This window comes from Micromonospora saelicesensis (genome assembly GCF_900091575.1).
Taxonomy (GTDB): Bacteria; Actinomycetota; Actinomycetes; order Mycobacteriales; family Micromonosporaceae; genus Micromonospora; species Micromonospora saelicesensis.
The window spans coordinates 1,280,669-1,296,875 of sequence record NZ_FMCR01000001.1; the positions used below are offsets into that span (position 1 = coordinate 1,280,669).

A 16,207-nucleotide genomic window follows, 5' to 3' on the forward strand; every position below is an offset into this window, starting at 1 on the left:
CGCTCACGGGTACAGGTTGAAACCCGGCCACCGGCCAATGGTCACCAACTGGTCCTCGGTCAGCAACAGGTCGTCCACTGACGCACCGGGCTGAACCAGCTTGACCGTCACCGACGTCCCATCGGGACGCAGCACCGTCGCCGCACGCGAGCCGGCACCGGCCGAGTCGACATCGGTACCCGACACCGCCTCGCTGCCGTCCGGAAAATGATCGATAGAGCAGTCGTTGTCGGACGGGCCGAGCGGGCATCCGGAAACCGCCCCGAGGGTCGGCTTCATCGCGATTACCAGATCGCCACGGACCTCATCCCGGGACAGCTTGACCGTCACCGTGTATTCGTACCCCGTCACCGTGCGCTCGTACGACAGCTGGGGTAGCGGACACCCGGGCACCCCCGAATCGACAGTCAGCTCCCGAGGCAGGTTGACGCTCAGGGCGGTGCGCAGCGCCACTGTCAGCCGGACCGCCGCGTCGGCCGGCTGCTCCGACGGGAACGGGGGCGCCGATCCGTACCGCTCGAACGGCGACGCGGACTCGCTGGGAGACGCGTGCAGCGGGGCACAGAGCGAGGGGCCGGTGTTCGCCGTCGGCTCCCGCGAGTCCCGGTACGGCCCGGTGACCACTGTCGACGTCAGTGCGATCACTGCCACCGCCACGCCGGAGCCGGTCAACGCCCACGCCCGGTGCTGGCGGCGACGCCGGTCGGCCACTATCAGTTCGTCCAGGTCGATCCGGGTCGGCGGCGCCTGGGCGACCGCCGCACGCAGCTGGTCGTAGAGATCATCCATCGTTGCGTACCTCCTCGACTCGATCCGGCATCGGGGCGAGGCGGGCTCTCATCGCCTCGATGCCACGCGCCGACTGGCTCTTGACGGTGCCCGGAGTACAGCCGAGTTCCCGCGCGGTCTCCTCGACGGACAGGTCGCAGAAGTAGCGCAGCACGAGGACCGCGCGGCGGCGCGGCGGCAGCTCGGCCAGCAGGGCGAGAAGGGTCAGTCGATCAGCCGCGCCGTCGGTGCCGGTGGCCGCGACCGCGCGATCGGGCACCTCGGCCCAGGCAGCCTCCCGCCGCCAGGGCCGACGCCGCTCGTCCAGCCAGACCCGCAACAGGATCCGCCTGGCGTACGCGTCCGGGTTGTCCATGACGGACACCCGTGACCAGTGCCGGAGCAACTTGACCAGCGTCGCCGACACCAGGTCGTCGGCCGTGTGCCAGTCACCGCAGAGCAGGTACGCCGTACGGCGCAGCGGCTCCAGCCGCGCACCGACGTAGTCGCGGTAACCCTCGACATCGACCGGCATTCCGGCCACCCCCTCGTCTCATCGCTCAAACGGCAGCGGGGTGGCCAGGGGTTGCCTGAGTTCAGCCGGGAATCGTGATCCGATCCTCGATCGCGGCGGTGGCGATGTCGGTGCGGTGCTGCGAGCCTGCCAACTCCACCCCGTCCACCAGCGCGTACGCGGCGTCCCGTGCGGCGGCCAGGTCGGCGCCGGTGGCCGTACCGCAGAGGACCCGGCCGCCGGCGGAGAGCAACGCGCCGTCGCTGGCCCGACGGGCGGTGCCCGCGTGGATGATGCCCGGACGGTCCGCACCGGTGATCACGTCGCCGGTGCGCGGCGCGGCCGGATAACCCGCCGAGGCGAGCACCACTGTCACGGCGCTGCCGTCCCGCCACCGCAGCGGCGGGTGCTCGGCCAACGTGCCGGTGGCCGCGGCGTGCAGCAGCCCACCCAGCGGGGTCTGCAGCAGCGCGAGCACCACCTGGGTCTCCGGGTCACCGAAGCGCGCGTTGAACTCGATCACCCGAGGGCCGGCGGCGGTGATCGCGAGCCCGACGTAGAGCAGGCCGGCGAACGGGGTGCCCCGGCGACGCATCTCCGCCAGCGTCGGGTGCACCACATCGCGCATCACGTCGTCGACCAGGCCGGACGGGGCCCAGGCCAGCGGCGCGTACGCCCCCATGCCACCGGTGTTCGGCCCGGTGTCGCCGTCGCCGAGCCGCTTGAAGTCCTGTGCCGGCAACAACGGCAGCGCCGCCTCGCCGTCGGTGACCACGAAGAGGCTGACCTCCGGGCCGTCGAGGAACTCCTCGACCACGACCCGTCCACACTCGTTTGCGTGCGCCAGCGCGGCGGCCCGGTCGTCGGTCACCACCACGCCCTTGCCGGCGGCGAGCCCGTCGTCCTTCACCACGTACGGCGCGCCGAACTCGTCCAGCGCCCGAGCCGTGCTCTCCTCGTCCGCACAGACGTACGCCCGCGCGGTCGGCACGCCGGCGGCGGTCATCACGTCCTTGGCGAACGCCTTGGAGCCCTCCAGCTGCGCGGCCGCACCGGATGGACCGAACACGGCGATGCCCTTGGCGCGTACCGCGTCGGCGACCCCGGCGACCAGCGGCGCCTCGGGCCCGACCACCACCAGGTCGGCCGCCACCTCCACGGCCAACGCGGCCACCGCGGCCGGATCTGTCGGAGTGACCGCTCGCAGCTCAGCCACGCTGGCGATCCCCGGATTACCCGGCGCCGCAATCAGCGCGGAAACCCCCGAATCCGCTACCAGACCAAGCGCAAGCGCATGCTCCCGCCCACCACCACCCACCAAAAGAACCCGCACGCCCGAGATCCTACTGTCCCCCACCCCAACCCCCGCCCCCGTAGGGCCTCGGTGATCAAGAGGTTTGCGTCAGCAGGGGACTCGTCTTTGACGGAAACCTCTTGATCACCTTGGCCGGGCGACCGCGACCGCGATTGCTTGGCGGACCGTGTGGGGGATGTAGCTGGGGTGGAGGGTGTCCTGCCAGGTGAAACGGAGAATGGTCCAGCCGGCGTTGACCAGGCGGTTCTGGCGACGGCGGTCGGCGTAGGCGGCCTCCGGGGTGCCATGCGCGTCTCGGCCGTCCGCTTCGGCGATCAGCCTTGGGCCGCGCCAGCCCAGGTCACCGATGCCGAGCAGATAGCCGTCATCGTCGCGCACTTCCAACTGCAGCGTGTCCGGCGGCACCCGGCCGTCCACGCACCGCAGCCGACTACGCGTTTCCAGCGGCGACTGCGCGCGCCCGTCCGCCTCGGCGAGAAAGGCGCGTGCCATGATCGCGCCCCGACGTCCCCGGATCAGATTCGGAATGGCCGCCAGCTGCGCCGGATCGATGCGGCCCTGGTGCAGAGCTGAGTCGAGGACCGAGACCGCTGGATAACGATCAACCCGCAGGATGACGTCCGAGACGGTGCGAAGCGGAGAGGTCGCCGGAATGCCTGCAACGGTGACGATGTCGCCGGGGCCGACGGTCACCTGATGCACCGTCAACCACGGCACCAGGGAGCGCTGGGGTCGGGGTCGATCGACTGGCACCGAGACGTGGACCTGCGCTGTCCGGCGAAGACCCGCGATGCCGTGCAACTCCAACGCTGAGTCCAGAACAGCGAAGGCGCCTGGGCCGAGGCTCACGACAGCAGCGCGGATTCGCGCCCGCCGACGCGTCGAATCACTCAACTCCGCTTCTGGAACGAAGCAGCCACGGAGAAGCCGCTGCCACCTGCCGGACCGGTGCAACTGTCGGATCTGGTCCCTGGTCAGGCCGGCACGCAATGCCTGGCCCAGGGTGACCATGCCGTCCTGCCCGGCCGCAATGTGGCGAAGAAGTTGATGTGCACCCACATCCACACCCTGCCCACCCGCCCCGCCCGAGCGAAGCCCCTGTGGACAACCCGCAAACCCCTGTGGATAACCCACCGCCCGCCTCGGCGATCAAGAGCTTTGCGTCAACTTCGCGGGGAAATCTGACGCAAACTTCTTGATCACCGAGGTGATCGCCTAGGCGGCGGGGTCGTGATCGGGTGGGGTTTGGGGGGTCGGGTTAGGGGAGGAGGGGGTGGAGGACCACGTTTTCTTCTCGGCCTGGGCCTACGCCCACGACGCTCACCCTCGTGTTGCAGAGTTCTTCGACCCTCGCGATGTAGCGGCGGGCGTTCTCCGGGAGGTCGTCGATGGTGCGGGCCTTGGTGATGTCCTCCCACCAGCCGTCGAGTTCCTCGAAGACGGGCTTGGCGTGGTGGAAGTCCGTCTGGCTCATCGGCATGTCGTCGACCCGGACGCCGTTGATCTCGTAGCCGACGCAGATCGGCACCTTGGGCAGGCCGGTGAGCACGTCCAGCTTGGTGATGACCAGGTCGGTGACGCCGTTGAGGCGGCAGGCGTACCGGGCGACGACCGCGTCGAACCACCCGCACCGGCGCTCCCGCCCGGTGGTGGTGCCGTACTCCGCGCCGATCTTGCGAAGGTGGTCACCGTTGGCGTCGAACAGCTCGGTCGGGAACGGCCCGGCACCCACCCGGGTGGTGTACGCCTTGCTCACCGCGATGACCTTGTTGATCGCGGTCGGCGGGATGCCCGCGCCCACGCAGGCCCCACCGGCCGTCGGGTTGGACGAGGTCACGAAGGGGTAGGTGCCGTGGTCCATGTCGAGCATGGTGGCCTGGGCGCCTTCCAGCAGCACCGTCTCGCCCCGGTCCAGGGCGTCCCAGAGCATCGCCCGGGTCTCCGCGATGTACGGCTTGAGCCGCTCCGCGTACGCCAGGTACTCCTCGACGGTCGCCTCGAGGTCGATCGCCTTGCGGTTGTAGACCTTGAACAGGATCTGGTTCTTCTCGCGCAGCGCGAGTTCCAGCTTCTTGCGCAGGATGCCCGGGTCGAGCAGGTCCTGGAGGCGGATGCCGATCCGGGCGACCTTGTCGCCGTACGCCGGGCCGATGCCGCGGCCGGTGGTGCCGATCCGGGACGAGCCGAGGTAGCGCTCGATGACCCGGTCCAGCGCCCGGTGGTGCGGCATGATCAGGTGCGCGTCACCGGAGATCCGCAGCCGGGACACGTCGACACCGCGCTCCGCCAGGCCGTCGATCTCGGCGAGCAGCACCTTCGGGTCGACCACCACACCGTTGCCGATGACGATCATCGCGTCCGGCGAGAGCGCGCCGGACGGCATCAGGTGCAGCGCGTACTTCTGGCCGTCCGGGGTGATCACCGTGTGCCCGGCGTTGTTGCCGCCGGAGTAGCGCACGACGTAGTCGACCCGCTCACCCAGCAGGTCGGTAACCTTGCCCTTGCCCTCGTCGCCCCACTGAGCGCCGATGAGCACGATCGCTGGCATCTTTTCCGCCTCCAGAAGGCTCGGGTGCCAGGTGGCGACCGCTCGGCGAGCCCGGGGTGTCAGGTTAACAAGTAGTGACGGCGTGGCCGGCAGGGGTCGCGTCGAGAGGCAGGAGGCTCCTTCCGTGTACGACGTGGTGCTGCTCACCCTCGGTTCGGAGCGGGACGCTCCCGGGGGCTGTGGCAGCGGCGGGGCCTGCTGCGGCGGCGCGACCGGGGACGACACCGCCCCGACGAGCCAGACCGACACCGGCCAGGCCGACACCGACCAGGCCAGCAGCGGCCAAGCCAGCAGCGGCCAGACCGACACCGAGCAGTGCGCGACGGAACGGCCACGGGTGCCGGTGCTGGCGTGCGCCGACGCGCTGAACGCCCGGGGCGCCCGGGTGGAGACGGTCACCGCCCGCTCCGACGCCGAGATCGACGCGGTGCTGGCCCGGCTCGACGGCCCGGCCCGCCCGGACGGCCTCACCTGGCCGGACCCGGACAGCAAGACCCGGCTGGTCGTCGCCACGGCCAGCGACGGGCAGTTGCGCGCCGTGCTGCGCCGGCTGGTCAAGCGGTACGCCCCGGCGCCGAGCAAGCGCCCGGCGGATCTGGCCGGCAACCGGACCTTGCCCGACCTGCCGCCGGTGGCCGTACTCCCGCTCGACCCGGCCCGTGGCGGCACCCACCGGGACCTGGCCGCGCAGCTCGGGCTGCCCCGCGACCCGGCGGCGGTGGCCGCCGCGGTGCTGGACGGCACGCCGCGCCGGCTGGACCTGCTGCGCAACGACGGCGGCTCGGTGACCCTGGACGGCGCGCTCCTCGGCGCGGCCGACGACGCCGGCCGGCCGCTGCACTGGCGCGCCCGGGTGGAGGTCGACGACACCATCCTCACCGACGGTGCGGAACCGCTGCTGGCCTGCGCGGTCGGCAACGCCGGCGGGTACGCGACGCTCAACGACGTGGCGCTGCTGACCGCGCCGGACCCGGCCGACGGCCAGGTCGAGGTCGCGGTGGCCGTGCCGGTGGTCGTCCGCTCGGCGTGGGGGCGCAAGCGGGTGCGCCTCGAAGTCCGGCGGGCCCGTGGGCGGGCGGTGTCGGTGCTGCCCAGGGAGGGCAAGGTGCCGTACCTCGACGATGGTGTCGAGGGCGAGCTGACCCGTAAGCGTTCCTGGTGGGTCGAGCCGGGCGCCTGGGCGGTCTGGTCGATCTGACCTCGACCGGCATCGACCGGCCGACCTGCCTGCGCGATCGGCCCTGTTGGGCGATTGGGCCTATCCTCGCAGGAGGACTGGGGAGGGCCGTAATGGACGAGAACGCCGACCGGGCGCAGGTGCGCGGCCAGCAGCCGGTGCCGGAGCGGGACGTCGAACCACTCTGGCCGCCAGATCCGGGCGACCGGGGCGCGGTGCCGCCGTGGGCTGCGGTCGCCGAGCAGCGTGGTGGACCGTCGTCGGTCACACCACCGGTCACGCCACCGGTGGCCGCGCCGCCGATCGGGCGACCGCCGGTTCCCGGCCAGCCCGGCGCTGCGGCTCAGCCGCCGCCTTCGCCGTCGGACTACCCGTCGCTCACCGGCGCCGTCCCGGCGCCCGGGGGGTGGGGGGCCAGCGGCCCGTCCGGTGCCGGGTCGGGTTGGGCGCCGGCGCAGCCGAGTTGGCCGCCGCCGACCGGCCCGGCCGCCGCGTCACCGCCCGCTCCGCCAGCGACCGGTGCCCAGCCGGCGCCGCCGTCGGCCGGCCCGGGGAGCAACGGTGGGCCAGCCGCCCCCGGCGTCTCCGCCGCCGCGACACCGAGCACCACCTCCGCGCCGAGGGACGGCCGGCCCGCCGCGGGCAGTGCCGCGCCCGATGCGGCCACCCAGGCCGGCGAGGCGGCGCAGGTACAGCCCGGCGGCCCTGGTCCGAGCGCCGTGCCGATCACCCCGGGCGGCGTCGACCTGAACCTGCCGTTCACCCTGGACCATCCGACCGCCGCCGCCGCCGCCACCGACCGCCCCGCCGCGTCGGCACCCGCCGACCGCCCCACCACGGCCGCAGCCACCGACCGGCCCATCCCAGCGGCCACCGCGTCCGCCGCCGGCCCGAACGCCACCGACAACCCGACGGCCGCCGGCCCCGCGCCGGCAGACCCCTCGGCCGCAGCCCTCGCGGCGGGCGGGCCGGCACCGCAGCCTGGTGGGCCCGTGCCCCAGGCTGGCGGGCCGACACCGCAGAGTGGCCGGCCGACACCACAGAACGGCGGGCCGACACCACAGAACGGCGGGCCGACACCACAGACTGGCGGGAACGCGCCGCAGGCTGGTGGGCCGGCACCACAGCCCGGCCAGCCGGTGCAGCAGGCTGGTGGGCCCGGTGCGGACGGGCCGGCTGACGGGCCGGCGAGGCCAATTGCCGAGTCGCCGTGGGCGTACCCGCCGCAACGCCCGGCCGGCACGGCCGCGCCCGCTCAGGACGAGGCCGGCGCGACGCCTCCGGTTCCGCCTCCGCCGGTCGTCCCGCACGCCGGTCCCGCGCAGGCACACCCCGGGCAGCCGTTCACCCCGACCATCCCCGGCCAGGCCCCGGCGCAGATTCCGCCACCGCCGGACGTGACGCAGTTCAGCAACCCACCGCACGGCGTTGCCGCACCGCAGCCCGCTCCTGGGCAGGCCGGGCCGGCGACCTCGCCACCCGGGCCGTTCCCGCCCTCGCCGGGTTGGTACCCACCGCCCTGGCAGCAGGGCTCGCCCGGCGGCACGCCCGGGCAGCCGTACCAGGAGGCCGACGGGGTGACCCGGATGCCGGCCCCCGCATACCCGGACGCGACCGCGTACCCGGACGCGAGCTGGACACCGGACACCACCGCGGCGCCGACCGCCGAGGACTTCGCCCGACGCCGCCAGGTTCGACCTGCCGACCCGGTGGCGACCATGGGTGTACGCGCGGTGGTCAACAAGATGGGCCTGCTCCGGCTCTCTCCGGGGCGGCACGAGCAGGAGCTCAAACGGGACATCGAGATGGTCCGGCGCAACTTCGGCGGTCTGCGGCAGGTGACCGTGGTCAACCCGAAGGGCGGTGCCGGTAAGACGGTGGCCATTCTGCTGCTCGCGATGACGTTCGGTCAGAAGCGCGGCGGCTACGTGCTGGCCTGGGACAACAACGAGACCCAGGGCACCCTCGGGATGCGCGCCCAGCAGGACTTCCACTCCCGCACGGTGCGGGACATGCTGCGTGACCTCGGGCAGTTCCAGGGCGCGCACGGGCGGGTCGGCGACCTGTCGCAGTACGTCCGCTCGCAGGGCGAGGGGATGTTCGACGTCCTGGCCTCGGACGAGTCGGCCACCGGTGGCGAGATGTTGACGGCTGCCGCGTTCGCCGAAATCCGTGAGGTGGTCAGCCGGTTCTACAAGTTGATCTTCGTGGACACCGGGAACAACGTCCGGGCGCAGAACTGGCAGGCGTCGATGGACGCCACCGACCAGTTGGTGGTCACCATGTCGGCCCGTAACGACTCCGCCGAGACCGCCGCCCGGATGCTCGACCACCTGGAGCAGAGCGGCCGGCAACGGCTGGTCCGTCAGGCCGTGACTGTGGTGTCGATGCCGCCGTCCCGCAAGGAGATCGACCTGCCGGCCATCCAGGAGCACTTCGCGGCCCGCACCCGGGCAGTGCTGCTGGCCCCGTACGAGCGGCTCATCGACAGTGGCGAGCCGATCCGGTACGGCGGGCTCTCCTCGGCCACCCGGGACGCCTGGCTGAAGATCGCCGCCGCGGTCGCCGAAGGGTTGTGACCCGCCGACGGCCGGCCCGATGTCGGGCCGGCCGTCGGGACGGGGTCAGTTGCTCGCCAGCGCGTCCGCCGCTTCCGGGTCGCAGTCGCGCAGGAACTGGGCACAGCGGGCCGCCTCGTCGGCCTCGCCGATCTCGTCCGCCGCGCGGGACAGCACGTAGAGGCAGCGGAGGAAGCCCCGGTTGGGCTCGTGTGACCACGGCACCGGGCCGTGCCCCTTCCAACCACTGCGGCGCAGCTGGTCGAGGCCCCGGTGGTAACCGGTGCGGGCGTACGCGTACGCCGTCACCACCTGGCCCTGCGCGAACGCCCGCGCCGCGAGCTCCGCCCAGGCCGCGCTGTAGGTGGGGAAGCCGGCCGCCACGTTGGCGTACGCCTCATCGGTGCCGGCCTCGTCGGCGGCGGCCAGGGCGGCGTCGGCCTCGTCGTTCACGGGCAGGCGGGTGGCCGGTGGCTCTGGCAAAAGGTTCTGCATCGCCCCATTCAACCCGCTGGACAGGGCGACACGCGAGCGGGTCGGCCGACGTGTCCCGCTGAACGGCTGAGGAGTTGGTCACGCCTGCGGCCTATGCCGCTGCCTGGTGTTTTCCACTACAACTAATGGTCCGGAGCCTCCCCAGGAACCGGTTATGCAGGAGCCCGGTGGCCACGACCACCGGGCTCCTGTCGGTTCCACCCCTGGCCCGAGGTTTGACCGGCCCTGGTGGAGGGGCAGGATGGCCGGGTGCCGACCCCACCTCCCGCGGACGTCATCGAGCCGCACCTGCACGCCGGTGAGATCCAGACCCGGGCCGAGTTCGACCAACAGCTGACCATGGGTCGGCTGACCGGGCTGACCGTGCAGGGCCTGCGGCTCGACCTCGCGCCGGTGCCCGACCTGACCAGCGTCGACGTCGCCGGCACCCTCTTCGTCGGTTGCCGCTTCGCGTCCCGGGACGTGGGCGCCGACCTGGTCCGGCGCGGCGCGAACGTGGTGCCGCCGTTCTCCGGGTTGCCGTACCCGACCCAGCCGACGCACCTGTACACCCCGGACGACCTGGCCGCCGGGTTCGCCGAGGGCGGGTTCACCGGGATGTACGACACCCGGGTGTACGACCACTACCGGGCGCACGGCGGCGCGTTGCCGGACGTCAAGGAGGCGCTGGGTCAGCGGCTGCACGACCACGGCGTGGACAACGCGCTGGCCGACGCCACCCGGGTCTGGTTGGCCGCACACGGGCCGCAGTCGGTGGTGGGCATCATGGGCGGGCACGCGGTGCGGCGCGGCAGTCCCGCGTACCGGATGGCGGCCGTGCTGGGTTGGGAGCTGGCGCGGGCCGACCGGCTGGTGGTGACCGGCGGCGGCCCGGGTGTGATGGAGGCCGCGAACCTCGGCGCCTACCTGGCGGACCGGCCGGCGACCGATGTGACGGCCGCGATCGACCTGCTGGCCACCGCCCCCGACTTCACCGACCACCACCGGTACACGGCCACGGCCCTGACGGTCCGCCAGCGGTACGCGGGGGTGCCCCGGCAACGTGGCGACGACCGGGACTGGGCGCGTGCGGGTGGTCTGGCCATTCCGACCTGGCTGTACGGGCACGAGCCGGCGAACCTGTTCGCCGGGCGGATCGCCAAGTACTTCTCGAACGCGATCCGGGAGGACACCATCCTGCGGCTCGCCCGGGGCGGCATCGTCTTCGCGCCGGGGCGGGCGGGCACCGTGCAGGAGGTGTTCCAGGCGGCCACCAAGACCTACTACGGGACCGACGGCGCCAGCGGGGCGTACATCTTCCTGGACCGCGCCTACTGGACCGTCGAGCTGCCGGTGGAGGCGCTGTTGCGTCCGCTGCTGGCCGCGTCCCCGTTCGGTGACCTCTCGTCGACGATTCACCTCACCGACGACGTTCGCGAGGCCGTACGCCTGCTGACGACCTGACGACGACGGCCGACTCCCCGTGCGGGGAGCCGGCCGTTAAGTGGGACGTCGTTACTTGGTCATCGTGGTGCCGGTCGAGCGCAGGTGCTCGCAGGCCTCGACGACCCGGGCGGCCAGGCCGGCCTCGGCGGCCTTGCCCCAGGCGCGCGGGTCGTACTGCTTCTTGTTGCCGACCTCGCCGTCGATCTTCAGCACGCCGTCGTAGTTGCGGAGCATGTGGTCCGCGACGGGCCGGGTGAAGGCGTACTGGGTGTCGGTGTCGATGTTCATCTTCACCACGCCGTAGTCCAGAGCCTCGCGGATCTCGCTCAGCAGGGAGCCCGAGCCGCCGTGGAAGACCAGGCTGAGCGGCTTGTCCTTGCCGTACTTGGCGCCGACGGCGTCCTGGATCTGCTTGAGGATCTCCGGACGCAGCTTGACGTTGCCCGGCTTGTAGACGCCGTGCACGTTGCCGAAGGTCAGCGCCGCCATGTAGCGGCCCTTCTCGCCGAGGCCGAGCGCCTCGACCATGGCCAGGCCGTCATCGGTGGTGGTGTAGAGCTTGTCGTTGATGGCGTTCTCGACGCCGTCCTCCTCGCCACCGACGACGCCGACCTCGATCTCAAGGACGATCTTGGCCTTGGCGGCCTCGTCGAGCAGCTGCGCGGCGATCTCAAGGTTCTCCGCGACCGGTACGGCCGAGCCGTCCCACATGTGCGACTGGTACAGCGGCTCCTCGCCGCGCTTCACCCGCTCCTGCGAGATGCCCATCAGCGGACGCACGAACCCGTCCAGCTTGTCCTTCGGGCAGTGGTCGGTGTGCAGGGCGATGTTCACCGAGTACTTCTTGGCGACCTCGTGGGCGTACGCGGCGAACGCGACAGCGCCGGTGACCATGTCCTTGATCGAGGGGCCGGAGAGGTATTCGGCGCCACCGGTGGAGACCTGGATGATGCCGTCGCTCTCCGCGTCGGCGAAGCCCTTGAGCGCCGCGTTCAGCGTCTGGGAGGAGGTCACGTTGATCGCGGGGTACGCGTACCGGCCAGCCTTGGCGCGGTCCAGCATCTCCGCGTAAGCCTCGGGGGAAGCGATGGGCATGTGATGTGCTCCTTACTTACCACTCTCGGCCGTGCTGGCCGCTGTTCTTCATTTGTGCGCCGGACCGCGCTGTCCTCCGCCCGGAAGTATCCCGTAGGTGAGGTGCGCCGGAACAACCGACCCGGGTGCTAGCCGTTCATCGGCGGTCCAGGTTGTCCGGCACGATGACGCTGATCAACCAGGTCACCACGGTCATCACGATGGCTCCCCAGAACGCCGGCCAGAATCCGTCCACCTGGAACGGCAGGTCGAGCCCGCGGGCGATGCGGTCGGTGAGCAGGAACAGCAACGCGTTGACCACCAGCGCGAACAGGCCCAGGGTCAGCAGGTAGAACACGCAGCCGACGACCCGGATCACCGGCTTGAGCACCGCGTTGATCACGCCGAAGATCAGGGCCACCACGATCAGGGTGAGGACGGTGTTGCCACCCGAGCGTCCATGCACGTCGACGCCGGGCACGATCAGCGTGGTTATCCACAACGCGACCGCGGTGATCGCCAGTCTGATGAGGAAGCCCACGGCACCATCCTGGCACCGGGTCGCGTCGCAGAGGGCTGATTCCGCCTACTCCGCTTCCGGGCGGTGCGCCGGCCCAACCCGTACGGTGGGTGGGAACCGTGCCCCGAGACCCCCGGGAGGGATGATGGGTCAGCCCGACGAGGACTTCACCCCCGGCGACCACCTCGCGCCCGACGAACGCGACCCCGAGGCGGACCCGGCCGACGCGGTCGAGCAGGCCACGGTCGCCGGCCCGGCCGACGTCGACAGTGAGCCGCACCGCGGCCTGGAGGTCGACGACTGGGACGCGATGGAGCAGGCCCGGGTGGTCACCGGGGACGAGGACGACTACCGCTGATTCCGTCGCGGGGTCGGCTGCCCGTTGCGACAGGGGTGTTCAGCCGTTCGGGTCATTGGACAAATATCGATCCGAAGGGGTTACCGGAGGAGTCGGGGCGTCCCTAGGTTGGACGAGCGCCACCTGTATCCCCACGGGAGGACCCCCATGCTCAAGCACTCGCTCCGCTGGCTGACCGGGCTCGGCGCCGCCGGCGCATTGGTCGCCGCCTCCGCCACCCCCGCCGTCGCCGCGGCCGCAATCGAGCCGTACTTCCAGGACACCACCCTGGCCGTCGGCGCGGAGCCGACCACCCGCGCCCTGTTCCTGTACACGGACGAGCCGACGACGCTCACCAACCTCTCCGTGCGGTACGACTACCGCTCCCTGGCCAACAAGATCACCCTCGCTCCCGAGGACGGCCAGCGGTGCACCGCCCCGGAGCCGGGCGTTCTCGCCTGCACGGAGGCCTTCGATGTCGTCCTGAGCGAGATGCCACCTCTGGGCAGCGGGGTCTACCGCAACACGGCGAAGAGGGTAGACATCGGCCTCACCGAAGATGCGCAGCTCGGTGACTCCGGGGACATCGTGGTCAGTTTCCGGGCGGCCGGCGGGCGGCAGGGCAGCTACACGTCCCGAATCCGGGTCGGCGAGGGGGTCGACCTGGCCGGAGGGCCGTTCACCACCGTCTCGTCCAAGCCGGGTGGGAAGTTCACGGTGCCGCTGGTCGTGGCCAACGCCGGCGACAAGACGGTCGAGGGGTTCGTCGCGGTCTTCGACCTCGCCTACTCGATCCGGACCAGGGATCGGTTCAGCAACTGCCGCTACTCCGACGACCACCTGGTCTCCTGCGAGTTCGACGAGGAGATCCCGGTGGGCACCGGGCTGGCCACCACGCTGAACCTCGAACTCGCCAAGGACACCTACGCGCCGACCAACCAGTCCGGCTACGCCCAGTTCATGACCACTGCCGACTTCGAGGACCTGACCCGGGTGCGGGAAGCAGTCGGCGCCCGGGCTGCCACTCCCGGCACCGGCCCGAAACTGACTCTGGCCAAGGCACCCGGCGCAACGCGGCAGGCCGACCAGACCGACGTCGGCCCGGGCAACGACTACACCGGGTGGACCATCAAGGCCACCGGCACGAACGGCACCGACCTCGCGGCGATCGGCGCCACCCTCAAGGGGACGGCCGGTGCCGTCGTCACGGCCACCGTCGGCTTCCGGAACAACGGCCCGGCGACGCTCGACAATGTGAGCGAAGAGTACGAGGCCGTCACCCACACCGACGTCGAGCTACCGCCGGGCACCACCGCCGTCGAGGTCCCCGGCAACTGCTGGTTGCGCCAGGACACCACCCGCACGTACCTGTGCGCCTCGGAGATGCTCCTGGTGGCCGGGCAGACGTACACCATGAAGTTCCGGCTGCGCATCGACAAGGTCATCCCCAACGCCCGGGGCGCGGTCCGGGTCAACGCGCCGTGCGAATGCCCCGCCGGCGGCAGCTTCCAGGGCGACATCAAACCGGCCAACGACAAGGCCACCATCGTGGTCAACGCGGCCCAGGGCGGCGGTGGCCAAGGTGATGGTGACGGTGGCGGCGGTGGCGGTGGTTCGCTGCCCATCACCGGTGCCCCCACCAACCTGATCGCCGGCATCGGCGCCCTGCTGCTCGTCACCGGTGTGGGCTGCTACCTGCTCGCCCGACGCCAAGGCAGCCGCTTCACCGCCTGACCCACCCGACCGACCGACGCCCCGCCGTCCGTACCCGGCCGGCGGGGCGTCGTCGCGAACTCCCCGTCCGTCACCGGACGGGATTGACCTGCTCCGGGTGCTGCGCCACCCACTGCGCCAACCGATCCTCGCGCAGCGCGGCGAGGAACTCCGGGCCCTGCTTCGGGTCCAGCGGCAGCCGCGAAGCGTTGCCCACCGGGGTGCCGACCGGCAGGCTGAGCCCCACCGGGTCGACGCTCTCCAGCTCGGGTAGTACCGCCACCAGCCTGGTCAGCGACAGGCCGTCGTCGTCGACCGCCAGACCCTTACCGGGGGCCGCCAGCAGCGCGGTGAGCCGTACCGGATTGGTCAGCACGTCCTGGGCGACCACCCGCCGGACCAGCCCGGCGACGTAGCGCTGGGCGTTGCGGTCCCGGTCCAACGCGCCGTCGGGCAGGTACCGCCGTTGCCGCAACAGGTCGACCGAGGCAGCACCGTCGAGCCGCTGACAGCCGGCCGGGAAGGTCCGGCGGGTGTGCCAGGACCGAACCTCCTTCGGGAGACACACCTCCACCCCGTCGACCGCATCGGTGATCCGGCGCAGACCGGCGAAGGTCAGCACCGCGCCAGCGTCGACGCGTACCCCGGTCAGGTCGGCGACCACCCGGCGGGTCAGGTCGTAGCCGGCGTCCAGGTCGGGCCGGGGCTCGCCGGCACCGCTGTAGAACGCGCTGTTGAGCTTCTCGCTCCCACGGCCGGGGATCGAAACCTCCAGGTCGCGCGGCAACGAGATGAGGTACGGGCGGCTCCGATCGGCCGGGACGTGCACCAGCAGGACGGAGTCCGCCAACCGGTACGGCGGTTGCTCGCCGAAGCCGTCCACCCCGAGCAGCAGGACGTTCAACGCCCCGGACCGCCCGACAGCCGGTTGGCCGGACGACGCGGGGCCCTCCGCCGGCCGATCGGGGCGCAGTTGCGGCACCCCGACTCCGAGCGCGCCGAGCAGGGCGAGCGTGACGCCAGCGGCCTGGAACCGCTGCCGGCGGCGACGGCGGACAGCGGCGAGCCGGTCGATCGCGACCCGTAGCGGGCCGGTCGACGGGGTCAACGTCTCGTGCCGGGCGAACGCGGCACGCAGGTCGTCCTCGATCATGTTCACGCCTCCACGTACTCGGCCCGAAGCGTGGCCAGGGCCCGGGAGATGGACGAACGGACGGTCCCGACGGCACAGCCGAGGATGTCGGCGATCTCGACGTCGGGCAGGTCCTCGTAGTAGCGCAGCACCAGAGCAGCCCGCTGCCGACGTGGCAGCCGGGACAACCAGGACCAGACCTGGTCGCGGTCCACGGCGGACTGGGCGTGGTCGGTGGGCACCGGCACCGACGCGTCGGGCTCCCCGCGCAGCAGCACCCGGCGCACCCACGAGCCGCGCCGCCAGTCGACGTACTGGTTGGTGAGCATCCGGCGTACGTAACGCTCTGGCGAGTCCGCGCGGGCGACCCGACGCCAGTTGAGCTGGACCCGGACCATGGTCTCCTGGACCAGATCCTGAGCCTGGTGTGGTTCGCCGGTCAGCATCACCGCGTACCGCAGTAGCGGGGCCAGCCGCGCGTCGGCGAACTCCTCGTACGTCACTGCACCTCCCGGGGGCTCCTGCCTCAGATGACGGAAGCGGACCGACCGAACGTTGCGGTGACTCTGATCAACCGTTTGGTTCGTCTTATCCAGTGGGCGGTTCCGAGGGCTGCAATCAGCCTTAGCGA

At 71.7% G+C, this 16,207-nt stretch carries 15 protein-coding genes and 1 pseudogene; 5 read left to right on the top strand and 11 right to left on the bottom strand.

Going from position 1 to position 16,207, the window contains the following annotated elements:
- Window positions 1–3: 3 nt before the first annotated feature.
- The 6 genes and pseudogenes from GA0070561_RS06075 to GA0070561_RS06095 form a co-directional block, all read right to left on the bottom strand.
- Entirely contained in the window at window positions 4–789 is a 786-nt protein-coding gene (locus GA0070561_RS06075) for a hypothetical protein (RefSeq protein WP_091396117.1), read from the bottom strand.
- A complete protein-coding gene (locus tag GA0070561_RS06080; protein ID WP_091396119.1) occupies window positions 782–1,303 on the bottom strand; it encodes a SigE family RNA polymerase sigma factor in 522 nt (173 codons plus the stop codon). Before GA0070561_RS06080 ends, GA0070561_RS06075 begins: the two co-directional genes overlap by 8 nt.
- Before the next feature lie 61 nt (window positions 1,304–1,364).
- Window positions 1,365–2,615: a phosphoribosylamine--glycine ligase gene (gene purD, locus GA0070561_RS06085; protein ID WP_091396122.1), complete on the bottom strand. Its 1,251-nt coding sequence runs from the start codon at window positions 2,613–2,615 to the stop codon at window positions 1,365–1,367.
- A 105-nt stretch (window positions 2,616–2,720) separates the two neighbouring features.
- The gene (locus tag GA0070561_RS34075; RefSeq protein ID WP_244166073.1) at window positions 2,721–3,290 is read right to left on the bottom strand and encodes a PDDEXK family nuclease; all 570 of its coding nucleotides are present in this window, start codon (window positions 3,288–3,290) and stop codon (window positions 2,721–2,723) included.
- 234 nt (window positions 3,291–3,524) lie between these two features.
- Window positions 3,525–3,731: pseudogene (locus GA0070561_RS34595) on the bottom strand (type IV toxin-antitoxin system AbiEi family antitoxin domain-containing protein); the annotation flags it as partial.
- Window positions 3,732–3,855: 124 nt separating this feature from the next.
- Window positions 3,856–5,145: an adenylosuccinate synthase gene (locus GA0070561_RS06095; RefSeq protein WP_091396127.1), complete on the bottom strand. Its 1,290-nt coding sequence runs from the start codon at window positions 5,143–5,145 to the stop codon at window positions 3,856–3,858.
- A 124-nt stretch (window positions 5,146–5,269) separates the two neighbouring features.
- Between GA0070561_RS06095 and GA0070561_RS06100 the strand changes: the two genes are divergently transcribed.
- Window positions 5,270–6,343, top strand: a complete 1,074-nt coding sequence (locus tag GA0070561_RS06100; RefSeq protein WP_091396129.1) for a diacylglycerol kinase family protein — start codon at window positions 5,270–5,272, stop codon at window positions 6,341–6,343.
- Between the two features lie 698 nt (window positions 6,344–7,041).
- Window positions 7,042–8,901 (top strand): MinD/ParA family ATP-binding protein, encoded by a 1,860-nt coding sequence (locus GA0070561_RS06105; protein WP_425255886.1) that lies wholly within the window; start codon window positions 7,042–7,044, stop codon window positions 8,899–8,901.
- Between the two features lie 45 nt (window positions 8,902–8,946).
- Here the strand turns inward: GA0070561_RS06105 and GA0070561_RS06110 are convergent, their stop codons facing one another.
- Entirely contained in the window at window positions 8,947–9,375 is a 429-nt protein-coding gene (locus tag GA0070561_RS06110; RefSeq protein WP_091396135.1) for a DUF3151 domain-containing protein, read from the bottom strand.
- Window positions 9,376–9,624: 249 nt separating this feature from the next.
- On the opposite strand from GA0070561_RS06110, the gene GA0070561_RS06115 reads away from it, so the two are divergent.
- Window positions 9,625–10,818, top strand: a complete 1,194-nt coding sequence (locus GA0070561_RS06115) for an LOG family protein (protein WP_167362342.1) — start codon at window positions 9,625–9,627, stop codon at window positions 10,816–10,818.
- Between the two features lie 51 nt (window positions 10,819–10,869).
- Here the strand turns inward: GA0070561_RS06115 and fbaA are convergent, their stop codons facing one another.
- Window positions 10,870–11,895: a class II fructose-bisphosphate aldolase gene (fbaA, locus tag GA0070561_RS06120; protein ID WP_091396140.1), complete on the bottom strand. Its 1,026-nt coding sequence runs from the start codon at window positions 11,893–11,895 to the stop codon at window positions 10,870–10,872.
- Between the two features lie 136 nt (window positions 11,896–12,031).
- A complete protein-coding gene (locus tag GA0070561_RS06125) occupies window positions 12,032–12,415 on the bottom strand; it encodes a phage holin family protein (RefSeq protein WP_030491363.1) in 384 nt (127 codons plus the stop codon).
- Window positions 12,416–12,539: 124 nt separating this feature from the next.
- Between GA0070561_RS06125 and GA0070561_RS06130 the strand changes: the two genes are divergently transcribed.
- Both GA0070561_RS06130 and GA0070561_RS06135 read left to right on the top strand, forming a co-directional pair.
- Window positions 12,540–12,752, top strand: coding sequence for a hypothetical protein (locus tag GA0070561_RS06130; protein WP_091397476.1), 213 nt, complete (start codon window positions 12,540–12,542; stop codon window positions 12,750–12,752).
- 147 nt (window positions 12,753–12,899) lie between these two features.
- The gene (locus GA0070561_RS06135; protein WP_091396143.1) at window positions 12,900–14,465 is read left to right on the top strand and encodes a hypothetical protein; all 1,566 of its coding nucleotides are present in this window, start codon (window positions 12,900–12,902) and stop codon (window positions 14,463–14,465) included.
- Window positions 14,466–14,535: 70 nt separating this feature from the next.
- Here GA0070561_RS06135 and GA0070561_RS06140 read toward each other — a convergent pair whose 3' ends face one another.
- Together GA0070561_RS06140 and GA0070561_RS06145 are read right to left on the bottom strand one after the other, a co-directional pair.
- Complete coding sequence (locus GA0070561_RS06140) at window positions 14,536–15,597, bottom strand: LCP family protein (RefSeq protein WP_091396145.1); 1,062 nt, start codon at window positions 15,595–15,597, stop codon at window positions 14,536–14,538.
- 2 nt (window positions 15,598–15,599) lie between these two features.
- Window positions 15,600–16,079, bottom strand: coding sequence for a SigE family RNA polymerase sigma factor (locus GA0070561_RS06145; RefSeq protein ID WP_091396148.1), 480 nt, complete (start codon window positions 16,077–16,079; stop codon window positions 15,600–15,602).
- Window positions 16,080–16,207: the final 128 nt, after the last annotated feature.

Bases quoted from the DNA above. Each gene is read 5' to 3' on its own strand.
- GA0070561_RS06075 (WP_091396117.1), bottom strand. From the start codon at position 789: ATGGATGATCTCTACGACCAGCTGCGTGCGGCGGTCGCCCAGGCGCCG.
- GA0070561_RS06080 (WP_091396119.1), bottom strand. From the start codon at position 1,303: ATGCCGGTCGATGTCGAGGGTTACCGCGACTACGTCGGTGCGCGGCTG.
- GA0070561_RS06095 (WP_091396127.1), bottom strand. From the start codon at position 5,145: ATGCCAGCGATCGTGCTCATCGGCGCTCAGTGGGGCGACGAGGGCAAG.
- GA0070561_RS06110 (WP_091396135.1), bottom strand. From the start codon at position 9,375: ATGCAGAACCTTTTGCCAGAGCCACCGGCCACCCGCCTGCCCGTGAAC.
- fbaA (WP_091396140.1), bottom strand. From the start codon at position 11,895: ATGCCCATCGCTTCCCCCGAGGCTTACGCGGAGATGCTGGACCGCGCC.
- GA0070561_RS06130 (WP_091397476.1), top strand. From the start codon at position 12,540: ATGGGTCAGCCCGACGAGGACTTCACCCCCGGCGACCACCTCGCGCCC.
- GA0070561_RS06135 (WP_091396143.1), top strand. From the start codon at position 12,900: ATGCTCAAGCACTCGCTCCGCTGGCTGACCGGGCTCGGCGCCGCCGGC.
- GA0070561_RS06140 (WP_091396145.1), bottom strand. From the start codon at position 15,597: ATGATCGAGGACGACCTGCGTGCCGCGTTCGCCCGGCACGAGACGTTG.